Source organism: Trinickia sp. NRRL B-1857, from assembly GCF_050470685.1.
GTDB lineage: Bacteria > Pseudomonadota > Gammaproteobacteria > Burkholderiales > Burkholderiaceae > Trinickia.
Genome location: NZ_JBFLUK010000001.1, coordinates 2,289,570 through 2,306,607 on the forward strand (window position 1 = coordinate 2,289,570; position 17,038 = coordinate 2,306,607).

Sequence of the window (17,038 nt, forward strand, 5' to 3'; positions counted from 1 at the left end):
ACGCCACGAAACGTAGAACCAGAGCACTCACTCGAAAGCAAAGCAGCCGGGCGGCCTCACTTTCATCGCCTATAATTCGAACGTTCGTTCTTTTAATCAAAAAGGAGACACGCGCAATGGCTCTGCCTGCCGTCCTACAGAATCTGACGCTGCCTATCGTCGCGTCGCCGATGTTCATCGTGAGCTATCCCGAGCTCGTGCTTGCGCAATGCAAGGCGGGGATCGTCGGCTCGTTTCCGGCGTTGAACGCGCGGCCCGCCGAATTGCTCGACGAATGGCTCACGCAGATGGACGAGGCGCTGGCTGCGCATCGCGCCGCGAATCCCGATGCGCGTATCGGGCCGATGGCCGTCAATCAGATCGTGCATCAGTCCAATGCGCGGCTCGAACATGACGTGCGCGTGTGCGTCGACCACAAGGTACCGATCTTCATCACGAGCTTGCGTGCGCCGGCGAAAGAAATCATCGATGCCGTTCATAGCTACGGCGGCATCGTGCTGCACGACGTCATCAACTTGCGCCACGCGCAGAAAGCGCTCGAAGCCGGCGTGGACGGGCTGATTCTCGTCGCGGCCGGCGCCGGCGGACATGCGGGGACCACCTCGCCGTTCGCGCTCGTCGGCGAAGTACGCCGAATCTTCGACGGCCCGATCGTGCTCTCCGGTGCGATCGCCAACGGCGGCTCCATTCTCGCCGCACAGGCCATGGGTGCCGATCTCGCCTATATGGGCACGCGCTTCATCGCGACGCGCGAAGCGCACGCGGTGGACGACTACAAGCGCGCGATCGTCAATGCGAGCGCATCGGATATCGTCTACACGAACCTCTTCACGGGCGTGCACGGCAATTACATCCGCGAGAGCATCGTCAACGCGGGGCTCGACCCCGATGCACTGCCGATCTCCGATAAGACCGCGATGAACTTCGCGAGCGACAAAGCGAAGGCGTGGAAGGACATTTGGGGCGCCGGCCAAGCCGTCGGTTTGATGGACGACGTGCCGAGCGTGGCAGAACTCGTCGAACGACTGAAGCGCGAATACGACGAAGCGCGCGAGCGTCTATCGCTGCGCTGATCGTCATCGGGGCGAGGCCGCGACCTCGCCATGCAGCCATTCTACGAACGCCCTCACCCCAGGCTTCTCCGTCTGCGTCTTACGAGCGAGCAGCCAGAACGCGTTGACGTCGGGCACCGCCTCGGTACCGACGCGTTCTAGCCGGCCCTCGGCCAAATCGTCGGCGACGAGCGAGAACGGCGCGAGCGCAATGCCCCGCCCCGCGATCGCCGCCTCGATCGCCAAGTGCATCAAGCTATAAAACGGCCCCGATTCGGCCGCGGCAAGCCAAGCCGGCGACTGCCTGCCGGTCGCCGCGAGCCATGCGGTCCAGACGTTAGCAGGCCGCGCACCGCGCGACCCCGCAGTCGTCGGCGGCAGTGGGACGCGCAACAACGGCGCCGGCACGGACCGGCCGACGAGCGAAAGCTCCGCCGGCAGTTTGGCGCGCAGCGCCGGGCTGCATACCGGCATCACGAGATCGACGAATGCAAGCCGCCGAGCGTCCAGCTGCCGGTAGGGGCCGGGGCCATAGCGCAGCGCAAGATCGACGCGCGCGTCGACGGCCAAATCGACGAGCGTCTCCGACACCATCAACTGCAAATCGATCTGCGGATGGCGCTCGTAAAACCGATCGAGTCGAGGCACCAACCACCGCGACGCAAACGAGGGCACGGCGCTGAGCACGACTGTATTGCGCGCGTGTGCGTGCGAGGGGGCGGCTGCAATCAATGCCGCCTGCATTTGCGCGAATGCGCTGGATACGTCTCCCGCCAAAGTAGCCCCCGTCGCCGTCAGACGCACCGCTCGATTGAGCCGTTCGAACAGCAGCGTGCCGAGATAGGTTTCAAGCGCCGTCACTTGTTGGCTAATCGCCGCGGGTGTGACGAACAATTCCGCAGCCGCGGCTTTAAAGCTCCCGAGACGGGCAGCGGCTTCGAACGCACGTAAGGCGCTCAACGGCAGATTGTGGATCGAGATGACATTGGGCATCTCGCCAGTTTAGCCAAACTAATCTGACGCGGGAAAAATCTCGTTTGTCGCGGCGCTGGACCGCCGCCTATGCTGGCACTCCGATCGATGAGCACACTTAGGAGTCCGGATGAATCCCAACGAATCGTTTCTGTTCTTGCTCGGAAGCGCACGACGCAACGGCAACACCGAACAGCTCGTGCGGCTAGCGGCCGCAGGCCTATCTGCCGATGCGACGCAGGAGTGGATCCATCTTGGCGACCATCGGCTACCTCCGTTCGTCGATATTCGGCACGAAAGCGCGCCTGTTTACCGCGCACCCGAAGGGGCCGAGGGATTCTTGCTCGAACGGACGTTGGCCGCATCGCACCTTGTCTTCGCGGTGCCGCTCTATTGGTACAGCCTGCCGGCCGATGCCAAGCTTTACCTCGATTATTGGAGCGCTTGGTTGCGCGTGCCGGGCGCCGATTTCAAGCAGCGCATGGCGGGCAAACACTTGTCGGTCGTCACGACGGTCAGCGACGAGAACCGGCGAGTAGCCGAACCGCTCGTCGACTCGCTGCGGCTCACCGCCGAGTATCTCGGCATGCAATTCCGAGGCTCGGTCGTCGCATTCGGCAACCGCCCCGGCGACGCACTCGCGGAACCCGCGATCGTCGATGAAATCGGCGCCTTGTTATCGGCGCGGGTCGCTGCCTGAGCGGGATGCCGTTCGCGCACTTACGTGTTTCGCCGATACTGCCCGCCCACCTCGAAAAGCGCATGCGTGATTTGCCCGAGCGAGCAAACGCGCACCGCATCCATCAAGACGGCAAACACGTTCTCGCGATTCATCGCCGCGTGCTGCAAGCGTTCGAGCATCGGTCCCGCTTCATCGCCGTGATTCAGATGAAACGCACGTAGCCGCTCGAGTTGACGTTGCTTTTCCTCGCGCGTCGAACGCGCCAGCGCGAGCGGCCCGTGCGATTCGGGCGCCGATTCGCCAACGAACGTATTGACGCCGACGATCGGATACGAGCCGTCGTGTTTGCGATGTTCGTAGCGCATCGATTCGTCTTGAATACGTCCGCGCTGATATCCGGTTTCCATCGCGCCTAGCACGCCGCCCCGGGCCGTCAAACGATCGAACTCGTCGAGCACTGCCGCTTCCACGAGATCCGTCAGCTCTTCGATCACAAAGCTGCCTTGATTCGGATTCTGATTTTTCGCCAATCCCCATTCGCGATTGATGATGAGCTGAATGGCGATCGCCCGGCGCACCGATGCCTCCGTCGGCGTCGTAATCGCTTCGTCGAACGCGTTCGTGTGCAGCGAATTGCAGTTGTCGTAGACCGCGATCAACGCTTGTAGCGTCGTGCGGATATCGTTGAACGCGATCTCTTGCGCATGCAGACTGCGGCCCGATGTCTGCACGTGGTACTTCAGCTTCTGACTGCGCTCGTTCGCGCCGTATTTCTCTCGCAACGCGACGGCCCAAATGCGGCGCGCCACCCGGCCGAGCACCGTATATTCGGGCTCCATGCCGTTGGAAAAGAAGAACGATAAGTTCGGCGCGAATTCGTCGATCGACATGCCGCGCGCGAGATAGGCTTCGACGTAAGTGAATCCGTTGGCCAGCGTGTAGGCGAGCTGCGTGATCGGGTTCGCGCCGGCCTCCGCGATGTGATAGCCCGAGATCGAAACCGAATAGAAATTGCGTACGCCGTGCTCGATGAAATAGGCCTGCACGTCCCCCATCATTTTCAAGCTGAACTCGGTCGAGAAGATGCAGGTGTTTTGGCCTTGATCCTCTTTCAGAATGTCGGCTTGCACGGTGCCGCGCACTTCGCGCAGCGCGTGCGCACGCGTCTGCGCGATCTCGGCCTCGCTGGGCTCGCGCCCTTCGTCCGCGCAACGCGCGCACAGCCTATCGACGTGTTGATCGATCGCCGCGTTGAAAAACATCGCCAGAATCGTCGGGGCCGGGCCGTTGATCGTCATCGACACCGATGTCGACGGATCGCACAGATCGAAGCCTTCGTAGAGCGTTTTCATGTCGTCGAGCGTCGCGACCGATACGCCCGAGTTGCCGATCTTGCCGTAGATGTCCGGGCGCTCGTCGGGGTCTTCGCCGTAAAGCGTGACCGAGTCGAAGGCCGTCGAGAGCCGCCGTGCCGGCATGCCTTCGGAAAGCAGTTTGAAGCGGCGATTCGTGCGCGCCGGGTCGCCTTCGCCCGCGAACATGCGAGTCGGGTCTTCGTTCTCGCGTTTGAACGGGAAGACGCCGGCCGTGAACGGAAAGTACCCGGGCAGGTTTTCAAGCATGAGCCAGCGCAGCGTCTCGCCGGGATCGGCGAACTTCGGCAGCGACACCTTGCGGATCGAGATACCGGCAAGGGTCGTCGCCGCAAGCGGCGTGCGCAATTCGCGGCCGCGTATCGTGACAACCCGCTCGTCTCCCGAGTATTCGGCTACCGTGCGCGGCCACGCTTCGAGCAGTGCGCGCTCGCGCGTGCCAAGACGCGCATCGCGCGCGGCAATCAACGCGTCGAGGCACGCGGCCACGGCGCCCTTTGGCGCGCTCGCGTTCGATGCGGGAGCGGCCTCAGCCCCTGACGCATCCTCCGTCGCTGCGCGCGCTTTCTCCGCTATCGAGCGATCGCCCTCTTCGATCGCGATTCGCTTGGCTTCGGTCAGTTGCCAACGCTCTCGCGCATGCCGCGCCTGCTCCATCGCCCGCGCGCGATAGGCACGAACGGTGCCGGCGATTTCCGACAGATAGCGCGTGCGTGCAACCGGCACGATCGCATCGTCCGCCTGCGAATGGTGTGCGTTCGCGCACGGCAAGCGCGCGCCGGGCGTGGGCGTAGGTAAGCCGAATTCGCGCAGCCCATCGGCGATGCGTCGATAGAGTACGGTGACGCCGTCGTCGTTAAAGTGCGAAGCGATCGTCCCGACGACGGGCATCCGCTCAGGCGCCTCGTCAAAGGCGCCTCGATTGCGCTGCATCTGTTTCGCGACATCGCGCAGCGCATCGAGCGCACCGGCGCGATCGAATTTGTTGATCGCGACGAAATCGGCGAAGTCGAGCATGTCGATTTTTTCAAGCTGGCTCGCGGCGCCGAACTCGGGCGTCATCACGTAGAGCGAGCGATCGGCCACTTGCGCGATGGCGGCATCGCCTTGCCCGATGCCCGACGTTTCCACGATGACGAGATCGAAGCGGGCCGCCTTGCAGGCGGCGATGGCATCGGTGATGACGTCGGGCAATTCGGTCGCGGCTTGGCGCGTGGCGAGCGAACGCATGAAGACGCGCGGACCGTTCCCCCACTCGGCGATCGCATTCATTCGGATTCGGTCGCCGAGCAGCGCACCGCCCGACTTGCGCCGCGACGGATCGATCGCAAGGATCGCGATCGAAAGCGTATCGCCGTAATCGAGCCTGAACCGCCGCACGATCTCGTCGGTCAACGACGACTTGCCCGCGCCGCCGGTGCCCGTCACGCCCAGCACCGGCACACGCGCCGCGGCGTTCGCGCGCTCGGCCAGCGCGGCGCGCATCGCGCCATCCGTGTGCCCGTTCTCCAGCGCGGAGATCAGTTTCGCCAACGCACGCCGCGCGTCGCACCCGCTGCCGCCGATCGCCTCGACGAGCGAGGCCGACTCGATCTCGAGCGGTGCGTCGGCGCTAGCCTGCGTCCGTCGAGAGCGCGCGATCATATCGTCGATCATGCCCTGCAAGCCGAGCCGCAGGCCCGCCTGCGGCGAATAGAGACACGCGACGCCGTAGCGCATCAATTCGTCGATCTCGTCGGGGAGAATCACGCCGCCACCGCCGCCGAAGACGGCGATGCGTTCACCGCCGCCTTCGCGCAGCGCATCGACGAGATATTTGAAGTATTCGAGGTGGCCGCCTTGGTAGCTGGACACGGCCACCGCGTCGGCATCCTCATCGAGCGCGGCGCGCGCGACTTCGGCAACCGAGCGGTTATGACCGAGATGGATAACCTCGACGCCACTCGCTTGCAAGATACGGCGGATGATGTTGATCGCGGCGTCGTGGCCGTCGAAGAGCGCGGCGGCTGTGACGAAGCGCAAGCGGGGAGCCGGCGCCAAATGCGTGGCGCGCTGACGTTGCGGCGCGGAAAGATCGGTCATGACTGAGCCTCTTGCACGCTTGCCGGCTGCGAAGCTGATGCTTGCAGTATAGGCAACCGGCGGCGAGGCTCGGTGCGCGCGCCAACGCGCGGCGGCCAAGGCCGGGGCGGGACGAGACGTGCCGCGGCCTTGGGCCGTAACAGAGCGGATCGGCCGCTTAGAACTTCGCCCGAATACCCGCGCCGACCGTCTGCCCCGTCGACAAGCTGCTCAACTTATCGTTCATATACGCGGCGTACAAATCGGTGCGCTTGGACAGCGGATAGTCGTACCCGACCGCCCACGTGCGGCGCGTTTGGTCGAGACCGCCTGCGTCGCGCGAGTACGCGAACGACGCCATCACCGAACCCGGGCCCACCGGCACCGTCACGCCGCCCTGCCCCGTATTCACGTGCCAGCTTCCGCCCGTGAGGTTGTCGTTCTTCGTGTACATGTATTGGCCGTAGAACTTCACGACCTTCAGGTCGTAGCTCGCGCCGAGCTGCGCGACGCTTTGGCTCTTGAACGGAACGATCGTACCGAATGCCGGCACGTTCACGAGGTCGCCCGGGCTGTTGTTGAAGTTCACGTATTGATAGACACCCGTCGCGGCGAACGGGCCGTGGAAGTACAGGAACTGCGCGCTCCATTTCTTCGCGCCGTTGTTGCCGGCTTGATTGCCCAGTCCGTACATGATGCTGGCCGACAGCCCGTTGTAATCGGGCGTGGAGTACTGAACCGCATTGTTCCACCCGGAATCGCCGACGATGCCCATATCGGTGCCGTACGTCGCGCCGGTCGGCGTCGCCGTATTGCCGAGGTACACGTGGTAGACCATCGGCGAGAACGTGTACGAATCGATGAACGGATTGAACAGGATCGTCGAGACGAACAGGTGCGTCGTCAGGCGGCCGGCCGTCACCGTGCCGTAAGGCGATTGAATGCCGACGTAGGCGTTGCGCGAGAAGAAGCTGTCGCCCGTGAACCGGCCGTAGTTGCCGTTTTGCGGCAGGAAGAAGTCTTCCAACGTGAAGACGGCCTTATAGCCGCCGCCGAGATCCTCCGAGCCCTTCAAGCCCCAATACGAGGTCGACATACCGCCGCCGCCCACCACCCACGAGCGCTGGCCGCCCGGAAATTGCTGCATGCCGACCCAAGTGTCGACCTGGCCATAGAGCTGCACGCTCGATTGAGCATGCGCGCCAGTGCCTGCCGCGGCGGCGAAGGCGGCGACGGCCGCCATGCGAAGACTTGTTTTCAGCGCGCGGCTGACGGTGGCTTTCATAAGTTCTCCTGTCTTTTGTCAGAAAAGTGATACGTGCAAACCGCTTGCGGCGCTGTGGGTCGCCTGTTTGTTTCGGGGGGCGAAACCATCGTTACGGACCATATTTCCGGACAAAATTACGTCCGCTTATTGCCGGTATAGCGATTCGCTTAATCGTGCTGCATGCGAAGGCGCGCTTGCCCATGCTCGGTGCAACGGCACAAATCGGTGCACGTCGAGCGCGCGTCATAAACGGCCGGAAACGCACGCGGGTGCTCGCTTTCGGCCGCTACTTCGGAAACAGGGAGGAATATGACGCACGAGTGCCGGACGACAAAATGATTTCGTCCGAGGAGTGCTTCGTTGACGAAGGAAAGCGGGGTTCAGGGTGCGAAAGTGTGGCGAATTTGCATCACAACGTCAGGGGCGAATCGCTATCGGCGCAACAGGTTCGGAAACGGCCAAACGAAGGAACCGCGATCGAACGCGGCAATGACGCTGAACGCGGCGATCGCAGCGTGGCGCGAAAAAGGGCGGGATATGTCCGGACAAGGGGGCATCGAATGCCCTCGGCGCATCGAATCAATTGCGGTAGATCGAGGGCGATGGCGGCGGCCGGGGGACGCGCGCATTCGGCGGGGGGGCCACATGCGTGGCTTCGCGCTCTTCGTTGTAGCGGGCGATATCGGCACGGATCGACCCCGCGCGCAGATACGCTGCACCGCCTTCGCGTGCAAGCATGCGCGCTTCGTCGCTGACGGGACGCAGCGGGACCGTGGCGGGCTCGACCACGGGGGCCGGCACCATTCGTGCGCTGCCGCGCCCATACGGATCGGTCGACATCACGAACGTGCGATGGGCAGGGCGCCTGATCGGCGCCGCCGCGACACGGTTGGGAACGCCGCGCGGATTCGGCGCCCGCCAGAGCGCCGCGCCGCGAGAGGGCGCGAACCAAGCCTCACGGCCGTGCGGCGGCTGCGCATGGACGATCGAAGCCACGAGCGTGCAAAGCACGACCGCCACCCACCGCCCCATGATTTTCAATACGCAATCCGCCATGATCGATGCACTCGCCTACCGTCCCCGGAATGCTGTCGCGCACCGGCGCGCGATACGCGCCTTCTTTACCGAGCGGTCGTCACATAAATCGTGCTCCGAGGGATCTCGAGGTGTAATTTATGGGCCGCTCATCAAGGTGTCGAGGCAAAAAGTGTTAGACGAGCGACGCCGTTGTAACTCGGTGTTACCGTGGCGCTTTTGGCTCGCTCGCGGCATTCGTGCGATTATTCCGCGGTGCCGCAAATCTTCATTTGCATCCCTAATTTCCGTTCGGTTTTCGCGCCTGTGCGCGTGCGTTTGATTTCGCGATAAAGAGAAGTTGCTCATGCGTCGTCTTCCCTATTTGATCCCCGACAATTTCACCCTCGCGCTGATCGGTACCGTCGTCTTGGCTAGCCTTTTGCCATGCAAAGGCGGCACGGCCGTCGCCGTCAACTGGGTGACCAACATCGCGATCGGCCTGCTGTTCTTCTTGCACGGCGCCAAGCTCTCGCGCGAGGCCGTCGTCGCCGGCGCGACGCACTGGCGTCTACACGCGCTCGTGCTGCTGAGCACGTTCGTCATGTTCCCGCTGCTCGGGCTGGCGATGAAGCCGCTCGCCGCGCCGTTCGTCACGCCGGCCCTCTATACGGGCATCTTGTTTCTCTGCACGCTGCCCTCGACCGTTCAGTCCTCGATCGCATTCACGTCGATCGCGCGAGGCAACGTGCCGGCCGCCGTTTGCAGCGCATCGGCATCGAGTCTCATCGGCATTTTTCTCACGCCGGTGCTCGTGAGCATCGTGGTCACGAATCACGCGGCCACGACCGGCTCCGGTTGGCATACCGTCGGCGCCATCGTCATGCAATTGCTCGTGCCGTTTGTGGCCGGACAACTGCTGCGGCCCGTGATCGGCCCATGGATCGATCGCAATCGGGCCGTGCTGCGCTTCGTCGATCAAGGCTCGATCCTGCTCGTCGTCTATACGGCGTTCAGCGAAGCCGTCAACGAAGGGCTCTGGCACCATCTGCCGATCGCCGCGCTTGCCGGGCTCGTCTTCGTCAACGCGCTGCTGCTTGCCGCCGCGCTCGGTATCACGGCGTTCGCGAGCAAGCGCCTCGGATTCAATCGCGAAGACCAGATTACGATCATCTTCTGCGGCTCTAAGAAGAGCCTCGCCTCGGGCATTCCGATGGCCAAAGTCATCTTCGCATCGCATGCCGTCGGCGCGGTCGTCTTGCCGCTGATGTTGTTTCATCAAATGCAGTTGATGGTCTGCGCGGCACTCGCTCAACGCTGGGCGACGCGCGACGCGCGCGAGCAAACCTCGCGGACCGTCGCGGCGCAACGGCACTGACGGCGCCGGCGCGGCTTCGGCCGCCGCCGACCCATCGCATCGCGCCGAAAAACCTCCAATAAAATAGAAAAGCGATTACCTCGAGCGCATTTCTGCTCGCAAGAAATAGTCATCGCCGAAGGCAAACGTTTGCATTTTCCAAAATCGGGAAAATCTGCCAAACGACTCATTGAGAAAATGCGATGGCGCTCGCGACGCGCGGGCGGGCGGCCATCCGCCGCTCATAAATCTTCTTAAAATCGCTCCGCGCGAGTTTTAGCGCTATTAGAATGTCGCGACGAAACGGGGTGCCATAAGCTTTTACCGTGGATGCCGACATTGCACGTCCAAGCGAGACAATAATGAACAGCGAGGATAGAACCACCGACGTTCGCCACGAGGCGGCGTCGCGCCGTATGCGGCGTATCCGGGGACGGCGGGCCAAGACCGTTGAGGCGCCGGAGGACAATCACTCCTTCGAAGACTACGCCGCCCATCGGCTTTGGTCGTTCCTCTGCGCGCAACTCGCAACCGCACTAGTCGGCTACGTCGTGCTCGTCGCCGGCGACGCATGGCTCGATAAACAACGGATGGGAGCCGCTGCGTTTATGAGCGCCCTGCCCGCTCTGCCGATGGCAATGGCTCTCGTCGTCGCTTGGACGCGAGGCAGCGGACTGCGCGCAAGCCTCGCAGCCCTCGCGTTCATCGCCGCGCTCGAAGCCGGCATCGTCTTGCATGCGCTGCAATGGGGCGACGGCATGCTAATCGTGCTGCCGGCCTTCGTCCTCATCCCGCTCACGTTTAGCCCCGTGCTGCTACGCGGGTGGGATTTTCCGGCCGCGGCCGCGCTCGCCTTGGCGGGACCGCTTGCGCTCGTGGCGAGCAGCCAGCCGTCGGCGGTGGAACAGTTCGGCGTCGTACTCTCGATGTTCATCGCGATTTCCACGAGCCTCGTCACCAACCTCTTCGCGCTCCGCTCCCAGAAAAAAAGCTTCCTGCTCGAACGCCAACTGCGCGCATTCGCCGACATCGACGAACTCACGCAGCTCCCGCGCCGGCGCCGCGTGTTCGAACTCGGGCGCCGCATCTTATTGCGCGCCGAGCGCGTCGCCCAGCCGTTTTCGGTTCTCTACATCGACGCCGATCATTTCAAGGCCGTCAACGACCGCTTCGGCCATGACGCGGGCGATCGCGCGTTGCAATTGATCGCCCAGCACATCCAGCACAGCATGCGGCCGAGCGACGTCGCCGGGCGCTTCGGCGGCGAGGAGTTCGTCGTCCTGTTGCCCGGCACCGATCAGCATGACGCGGCTCGCGTGGCGGAGCGTTTGCGCCGCCGCATCGAGGATTGGCGTCAGTTCGAAGTAACGCTGACGATCAGTGTCGGCGTCGCACAGCATGTGCGCGGCGAAGCGATCGAGCGCGTGATCCGGCGCGCCGATACCGCGCTGCTCGATGCCAAAGGCAGCGGGCGCAATCGCGTCGTCATCGCAGAACCTCCGCCGGAAGCGGTCGCGCCGCGTAAGGACGTCGAGACGGCGGGCATGACCGAGCGCGTGCGCGAGCATGCGAGGAGCGACGCGGCGAACGATTCGCTGGCCGCGCCGGGGCGCGCGCCGGTCGCCGATTAGCGGCGCTCGATTGCACCATATAGGTGCATCGCTTCATCGAAAATTCATTCAACTCTCAAGCCTCACGGTCGTTAAGCCGAATGTCCAATCATTCCGGCTTGTTGTCCCGTCATGTCCTTGAGCCTGTCATCGCAGCTCGGCCAGCCGTCGGTTGCCCAGTTGATCGCCCGGCGCACGCTTAACGCCGTCTTCCAGCCGATCGTCGATTTCGACGGCGGCACCATATTGGGTTACGAAGGGCTCATCCGCGGACCTGCCGGATCCGCTCTCGAATCTCCTAGCGTCTTGTTCCCGCAGGCGGCGCGCGAGGGTCTATCGGTGGCGCTCGAACATGCGGCCGCTCGCAAATGCATCACGGAATTCGCCCGCCTCGGCTGCGAGGGAAAGCTCTTTTTGAACTTCAGCGCTGAAGCCCTCGTCGCGCTCGGCGAAACCCGCGATCGAACGATCGCCTGGCTGCAACGGCGCGGGCTCGGCGTCGATCGGATCGTGCTCGAGCTAACCGAGCAATGCGCGATTGCCGATGTGGCCACGTTCGCCCCGGCCGTCAGCGCGCTTCGTGAGACGGGCATTCAATTCGCGCTCGACGACTACGGTACGGCCAATGCGAGCATGAACCTTTGGGTGCGCTTGCAGCCCGACGTCGTCAAGATCGATCGCTTTTTCATTCACGACATCGCGAACGATCCGCTCAAATTCGAGGCTGTGCGCGCAATGCAGCATTTCGCCGGCGCCAGCGGGGCGCGGCTCGTGGCCGAAGGCATCGAAAATGCGGCCGATTTGATCGTCGTGCGCGACATGGGTATCGCATTGGGCCAAGGATTTTTTATCGGCCGCCCGGCCGCGCAGGTCTCGCGCGAATTCGCGCAGGGAGCCCGCGAAGCGCTGGGCGCCGGCCATATCGCCGTCTTCCCCGGCGCAACGCGCACGCCGGTGGCCGCCTCGCCCTCGGGCGGCATGGCTGCGGCGAAGATGGTCGTCACCGCGCCGGCACTGCCCAAAAGCGCGACGAATAACGACGTGCTCGAACTGTTCAATCGCTTGCCCACGCTGCACGCGGTCGCGATCGTGGAAAACGAGCGTCCCGTCGCGCTCATTAACAGGCGCAGTTTCATGGATCGGTATGCGCTGCCGTATCACCGCGAACTGTTCGGCAAACGCCCTTGCATGCTGTTCGCCAACGCTTCGCCCGTCATCATCGAAAAATCGATGACGGTCGAGCAAATGGCCAAGCTGCTGGCAAGCGACGACCAGCGTTACCTCGCGGACGGCTTCGTCATCACCGACGAGGAGCGCTACGTCGGCCTCGGCACGGGCGAATCGCTCGTGCGCGCGGTCACCGAAGTGCGCATCGAGGCGGCCCGCTACGCCAATCCGCTCACGTTCCTGCCCGGCAATATCCCGATCAGCTCGCACATCGCCCGGCTCGTCGAACACCGCGCCGAGTTTTATGCCTGCTACGTCGACCTGAACCACTTCAAGCCGTTCAACGATCGCTACGGTTACTGGCAAGGCGACGAAGTGCTCAAGTTCGCGGCCGCCGTCCTCGCCGACGTTTGCGATCCCACACGCGACTTTCTGGGCCACGTGGGCGGCGACGACTTCCTCATCCTCTTTCAAAGCGACGATTGGGCCGACCGCGTATCGCGAGCGTTGCAGGCCTTCGATACAGGCGCCCTGCGCTTTTATGCCGACGAGGACCGCGCCGCCGGTGGAATCCACGGCGAAGACAGGCGCGGCAATCCGACCTTTTTCGGCTTCGTAACGATGGCGATCGGCTGCGTTCGCGTCACGCCCCGCACGCGCCAGACGGTGCATTACGGCAGCGAGGAGATCGCATCCGTGGCCGCGCTCGCCAAACATCGCGCCAAACAACAGGCCAGCGGCTTTTTCGTGATCGACCTCGACGAGGGGGCACTCCAATTGCATCTGCATGAAGCGGCGGGCACCGCGCGACTGCAACGCGCCGAGGCGCTCGGATGACATCCCCTTTTGAATAATGCGTTTAGCATTTTTTACTAAACACAAATTCGTTGCGCATCCCTTACCGATTCAACGCTTAAGGTGAATTCCTAAGCGTTCGATCGGCAGTCGTTCGTCATTTTTACTATACAATTGCCCGCATTCCTTCCACTTGAATGCGAGCGACGATGGCGACCACGATTCGCGACATTGCCCGGGCGGCGAACGTGTCGATCGGCACCGTTTCGCGTGCGCTGAAAAACCAGCCGGGCTTGTCGGAAGCCACGCGGTTGCGGGTTGTCGAGACGGCGCAGCGGCTCGGCTACGACGCGGCGCAGTTGCGCCCGCGCATCCGCCGCCTCACGTTTTTGCTGCACCGCCAGCACAACAATTTCGGCGCGAGTCCATTCTTCTCGCATGTGCTTCACGGTGTGGAAGATGCCTGCCGCGCGCACGGCATCGTGCCCTCGCTGTTGACGGCGGGCCCGACGGAGGACGTCACCGAACAATTGCGCTTGCACGCGCCCGATGCGATCGCCGTCGCGGGGTTCGTCGAACCCGAGACGCTCGCCGCCGTGGCCGCGATGCAGCGGCCGCTCGTTCTGATCGATCTGTGGGCGCCCAACATGCGCTCGGTGAACCTCGACAACACCGAAGGCGCGGCGCTTGCGATGCGTCACTTGTTTTCGCTCGGCCGCCAGCGCGTCGCCTTCATCGGCGGCTCGCTCGCGCACTACAGCATCGCGCAGCGCGCCCTCGGCTATCGGCGCGCGTTCTTCGAGGCCGGGCTACTGTTCGACCCGTCCCTCGAAACGTCGATCGACGCGCACCTGCCGCCGGACGAGGGTGCCGCGCTCGCGATGCAGCGGCTGCTCGACGCACAGGGGCCGGACCGGATGCCCAACGCCGTATTCGCCTATAACGACGTCGCGGCGCTGGCCGCCATGCGCGTCGCGCTCGCACGCGGCTTGCGCGTGCCCGAGGACATCGCTTTCGTCGGCTTCGACGATATTCCCGCCGCCTCGCACGCCACACCGGCGCTTACCACCATCGCGATCGACAAGGAAACGCTGGGCGCGCGCGGGGTCCAGATGCTGCTGGACGACTCGCCCGGCGAACTGACGGTACGTCTGCCCGTGCGGCTCGTCGTGCGGGCCAGCACGGCGGGCGCGCACGATGCGCTCGGCACAGCCAGTATTGAATCGGAAACCACATCATGACCAAGCTTCCCAACGCCTCTCGAAGCCCCAAGCCGGCCCCCGGCGCCGTCCATACCAATGCGATGGTGCCGCCCGTCGACGACTTCCGCGATCGTGCGTTCCTGCTGGAGCACGTGGCCGATACGTTGGCGTTTTACGCGCCCACGGCGCACGATCCGTCGGGCGGTTTTTTCCACTACTTCAAAGACGACGGCACCGTCTACAACCGGACTTCGCGCCATCTCGTCAGCAGTTGCCGGTTCGTCTTCAACTACGCGATGGCGTACCGGCACTTCGGCGATCCGCAATATCTGGAATATGCGCGCCATGGGCTCGCGTTTTTGCGCGACGGGCATTGGGATCCCGAGCATCGCGGCTACGACTGGGAAATCGAGTGGCGTAATCGCGAGAAACGCACGCTCGACGGCACGCGGCATTGCTACGGTCTCGCGTTCGTGCTGCTCGCGCAGGCGCACGCCGCAATGGCCGGTATCGAAGAAGCGCGGCTCCAGATCGCCGAAACGTTCGAGTTGATGGAACGCCGTTTCTGGGACCCCGCCGCCGGTCTGTATGCCGATGAAGCGACCCCGGACTGGCACGTGTCCACTTATCGTGGGCAAAACGCGAACATGCACACGACGGAGGCATTGCTCGCCGCCTATGAGGCCACGGGGCATCTGGTCTACCTCGACCGCGCCGAGCGCGTGGCGACGAATATCACCGAGCGTCAGGCGAAGCTGTCGCATGGACTCGTATGGGAGCACTTCCACGCCGATTGGTCGGTCGATTGGCACTACAACGAGGAAGACAGTTCGAACATCTTCCGTCCGTGGGGCTTTCAGCCCGGGCACCAAACGGAGTGGGCCAAGCTGCTCTTGATCCTCGATCGCCATCGGCCGCTGCCTTGGCTCTTGCCGCGCGCGATCGAACTGTTCGACGCGGCGCTCACGCACGCATGGGACGACGAGCACGGTGGCCTATGCTACGGCTTCGGTCCGGACGGCAAGATTTGCGACCACGACAAATACTTCTGGGTACAGGCCGAAACACTGGCCACGGCCGCGCTGCTGGGGCACCGCACCGGCAGCGAACGGTTCTGGGATTGGTACGACGAAATTTGGAGCTATAGCTGGACGCATTTCGTCGATCATCGCCACGGCGCCTGGTATCGGATCCTCACTTGCGACAACCGCAAGTACGGCGACGAGAAAAGCCCGGCCGGCAAGACCGACTATCACACGATGGGCGCCTGCTACGAAGTACTCAACGCCCTCGTCGCGAGAAACGGCGATGCGAGCGCATCGGACACGGAATCGGCCTCGGGTTCGGCTGCGCACCCTCAGACGGGCGCGGACGGCATCGATACGAGCGCCGGCAAGCGGGCAAACGGCAACGGCAGCGATCTGGCGAACCGGGCGTAAACGGACATCTTATGCAAACAACAACCGCAACGACCGCGGCGGGCGAACACGCAGCGCACATTGCCTCCTCGGCCGCATTTCCGCAATTCGTCAGCGCGGGCGACATCTTGACCGATCTCGTCCGCATGGACGGGGCGCAATGGATCGCGCATCCGGGCGGCGCGGGCTGGAACGTGGCGCGCGCCGTGGCACGGCTGGGCCTGCCCACCGCTTTTGCCGGCTCGATCGGCACCGACTGCTTTTCCGACGAACTCTGGCGCGCGAGCGAAGCCGCGGGGTTGGACCTGCGATTCTTGCAGCGCGTCGATCGCGCACCGTTGCTCGCGATCGTTCACGAGACGCATCCGCCCGCCTACTTCTTCATCGGCGACACGAGCGCCGACCTCGCATTCGATCCCGAATCGCTGCCGCCAGGCTGGATGGGCGCCGCGCGTTGGGCGCATTTCGGCGGCATTAGCCTTGCGCGCGCGCCGCTCAGCGCGACGCTCGCCACCTTGGCGGCCGATCTGCGCGAACAAGGGGTGAAAATCAGCTTCGACCCGAACTACCGCAATCTGATGCAGCACGGGTACCGGCCCATGCTCGAAACGATGGCTAAGCTCGCGCATCTGATCAAAGTGTCGGACGAGGATCTGCGCTGCCTGTTCGGGACCGATGAAGACACGGCGCTCGAGCAACTGCGCGCGATGAATCGCGAGGCCACAGTACTCGTCACGCGCGGCGCGGGGCCCGCCACACTGATCGCGCCGGGCGAGACGATTGCGGCGATGCCGCCGCGCATCGAGGTGGTCGATACGGTGGGCGCGGGCGACGCGTCGATCGGCGGTCTCCTGTTTAGCCTCATGCAGCGGCCCGAGCGCGCCTGGCGCGACCATTTGGCCTTCGCGCTGGCCGCCGGCGCGGCGGCATGCCGTCACGCGGGCGCGCATTCGCCGACGCTCGACGAGGTCGTCGCACTCCTGCAATAGACGCGGCGCATGCTCGGTCATGACGGTGTTCCGGGCACACCGAAATGCCCGGGCCCTCACGGCCGCCGCTTGCCTGCCA

General features: G+C 63.9%; 12 protein-coding genes. 8 read left to right on the forward strand and 4 right to left on the reverse strand.

The genetic code is table 11. The features are described 5' to 3' along the window. Positions 1 to 116: 116 nt before the first annotated feature. Positions 117 to 1,073 carry an NAD(P)H-dependent flavin oxidoreductase gene (locus tag AB1286_RS10190; RefSeq protein WP_430363166.1) on the forward strand — a complete coding sequence of 319 codons (957 nt, stop codon included), beginning with the start codon at positions 117 to 119 and terminating at the stop codon, positions 1,071 to 1,073. Positions 1,074 to 1,076: 3 nt separating this feature from the next. On the opposite strand, the gene AB1286_RS10195 is transcribed toward AB1286_RS10190, so the two are convergent. Beyond that, complete coding sequence (locus AB1286_RS10195; protein WP_430363167.1) at positions 1,077 to 2,045, reverse strand: LysR substrate-binding domain-containing protein; 969 nt, start codon at positions 2,043 to 2,045, stop codon at positions 1,077 to 1,079. Between the two features lie 109 nt (positions 2,046 to 2,154). On the opposite strand from AB1286_RS10195, the gene AB1286_RS10200 reads away from it, so the two are divergent. Beyond that, a complete protein-coding gene (locus AB1286_RS10200; protein ID WP_430363168.1) occupies positions 2,155 to 2,724 on the forward strand; it encodes a flavodoxin family protein in 570 nt (189 codons plus the stop codon). A gap of 20 nt (positions 2,725 to 2,744) precedes the next feature. Here the strand turns inward: AB1286_RS10200 and AB1286_RS10205 are convergent, their stop codons facing one another. From AB1286_RS10205 to AB1286_RS10215, 3 genes are all read right to left on the reverse strand, one after another. Next, the gene (locus AB1286_RS10205) at positions 2,745 to 6,161 is read right to left on the reverse strand and encodes a methylmalonyl-CoA mutase family protein (RefSeq protein ID WP_430363169.1); all 3,417 of its coding nucleotides are present in this window, start codon (positions 6,159 to 6,161) and stop codon (positions 2,745 to 2,747) included. 157 nt (positions 6,162 to 6,318) lie between these two features. Then, a complete protein-coding gene (locus tag AB1286_RS10210; RefSeq protein ID WP_430363170.1) occupies positions 6,319 to 7,425 on the reverse strand; it encodes a porin in 1,107 nt (368 codons plus the stop codon). 561 nt (positions 7,426 to 7,986) lie between these two features. Then, positions 7,987 to 8,463, reverse strand: a complete 477-nt coding sequence (locus AB1286_RS10215; protein WP_430363171.1) for a peptide-binding protein — start codon at positions 8,461 to 8,463, stop codon at positions 7,987 to 7,989. Between the two features lie 325 nt (positions 8,464 to 8,788). Between AB1286_RS10215 and AB1286_RS10220 the strand changes: the two genes are divergently transcribed. The 6 genes from AB1286_RS10220 (at position 8,789) to AB1286_RS10245 (ending at position 16,959) form a co-directional block, all read left to right on the forward strand. Further along, positions 8,789 to 9,799 (forward strand): bile acid:sodium symporter family protein, encoded by a 1,011-nt coding sequence (locus AB1286_RS10220; RefSeq protein WP_430363172.1) that lies wholly within the window; start codon positions 8,789 to 8,791, stop codon positions 9,797 to 9,799. Positions 9,800 to 10,140: 341 nt separating this feature from the next. Beyond that, a complete protein-coding gene (locus AB1286_RS10225) occupies positions 10,141 to 11,409 on the forward strand; it encodes a diguanylate cyclase (RefSeq protein ID WP_430363173.1) in 1,269 nt (422 codons plus the stop codon). 111 nt (positions 11,410 to 11,520) lie between these two features. Further along, positions 11,521 to 13,392 carry an EAL domain-containing protein gene (locus tag AB1286_RS10230; RefSeq protein ID WP_430363174.1) on the forward strand — a complete coding sequence of 624 codons (1,872 nt, stop codon included), beginning with the start codon at positions 11,521 to 11,523 and terminating at the stop codon, positions 13,390 to 13,392. 167 nt (positions 13,393 to 13,559) lie between these two features. Further along, positions 13,560 to 14,591, forward strand: a complete 1,032-nt coding sequence (locus AB1286_RS10235) for a LacI family DNA-binding transcriptional regulator (protein WP_430363175.1) — start codon at positions 13,560 to 13,562, stop codon at positions 14,589 to 14,591. 62 nt (positions 14,592 to 14,653) lie between these two features. Further along, positions 14,654 to 15,991, forward strand: a complete 1,338-nt coding sequence (locus AB1286_RS10240; protein WP_430365032.1) for an AGE family epimerase/isomerase — start codon at positions 14,654 to 14,656, stop codon at positions 15,989 to 15,991. Between the two features lie 11 nt (positions 15,992 to 16,002). Then, positions 16,003 to 16,959 (forward strand): carbohydrate kinase family protein, encoded by a 957-nt coding sequence (locus AB1286_RS10245; RefSeq protein WP_430363176.1) that lies wholly within the window; start codon positions 16,003 to 16,005, stop codon positions 16,957 to 16,959. Positions 16,960 to 17,038: the final 79 nt, after the last annotated feature.

Coding starts and splice junctions, on each gene's coding strand:
- AB1286_RS10190 (WP_430363166.1), top strand. CDS start 117: ATGGCTCTGCCTGCCGTCCTACAGAATCTGACGCTGCCTATCGTCGCG.
- AB1286_RS10195 (WP_430363167.1), bottom strand. CDS start 2,045: ATGCCCAATGTCATCTCGATCCACAATCTGCCGTTGAGCGCCTTACGT.
- AB1286_RS10200 (WP_430363168.1), top strand. CDS start 2,155: ATGAATCCCAACGAATCGTTTCTGTTCTTGCTCGGAAGCGCACGACGC.
- AB1286_RS10205 (WP_430363169.1), bottom strand. CDS start 6,161: ATGACCGATCTTTCCGCGCCGCAACGTCAGCGCGCCACGCATTTGGCG.
- AB1286_RS10210 (WP_430363170.1), bottom strand. CDS start 7,425: ATGAAAGCCACCGTCAGCCGCGCGCTGAAAACAAGTCTTCGCATGGCG.
- AB1286_RS10215 (WP_430363171.1), bottom strand. CDS start 8,463: ATGGCGGATTGCGTATTGAAAATCATGGGGCGGTGGGTGGCGGTCGTG.
- AB1286_RS10220 (WP_430363172.1), top strand. CDS start 8,789: ATGCGTCGTCTTCCCTATTTGATCCCCGACAATTTCACCCTCGCGCTG.
- AB1286_RS10225 (WP_430363173.1), top strand. CDS start 10,141: ATGAACAGCGAGGATAGAACCACCGACGTTCGCCACGAGGCGGCGTCG.
- AB1286_RS10230 (WP_430363174.1), top strand. CDS start 11,521: ATGTCCTTGAGCCTGTCATCGCAGCTCGGCCAGCCGTCGGTTGCCCAG.
- AB1286_RS10235 (WP_430363175.1), top strand. CDS start 13,560: ATGGCGACCACGATTCGCGACATTGCCCGGGCGGCGAACGTGTCGATC.
- AB1286_RS10240 (WP_430365032.1), top strand. CDS start 14,654: ATGGTGCCGCCCGTCGACGACTTCCGCGATCGTGCGTTCCTGCTGGAG.
- AB1286_RS10245 (WP_430363176.1), top strand. CDS start 16,003: ATGCAAACAACAACCGCAACGACCGCGGCGGGCGAACACGCAGCGCAC.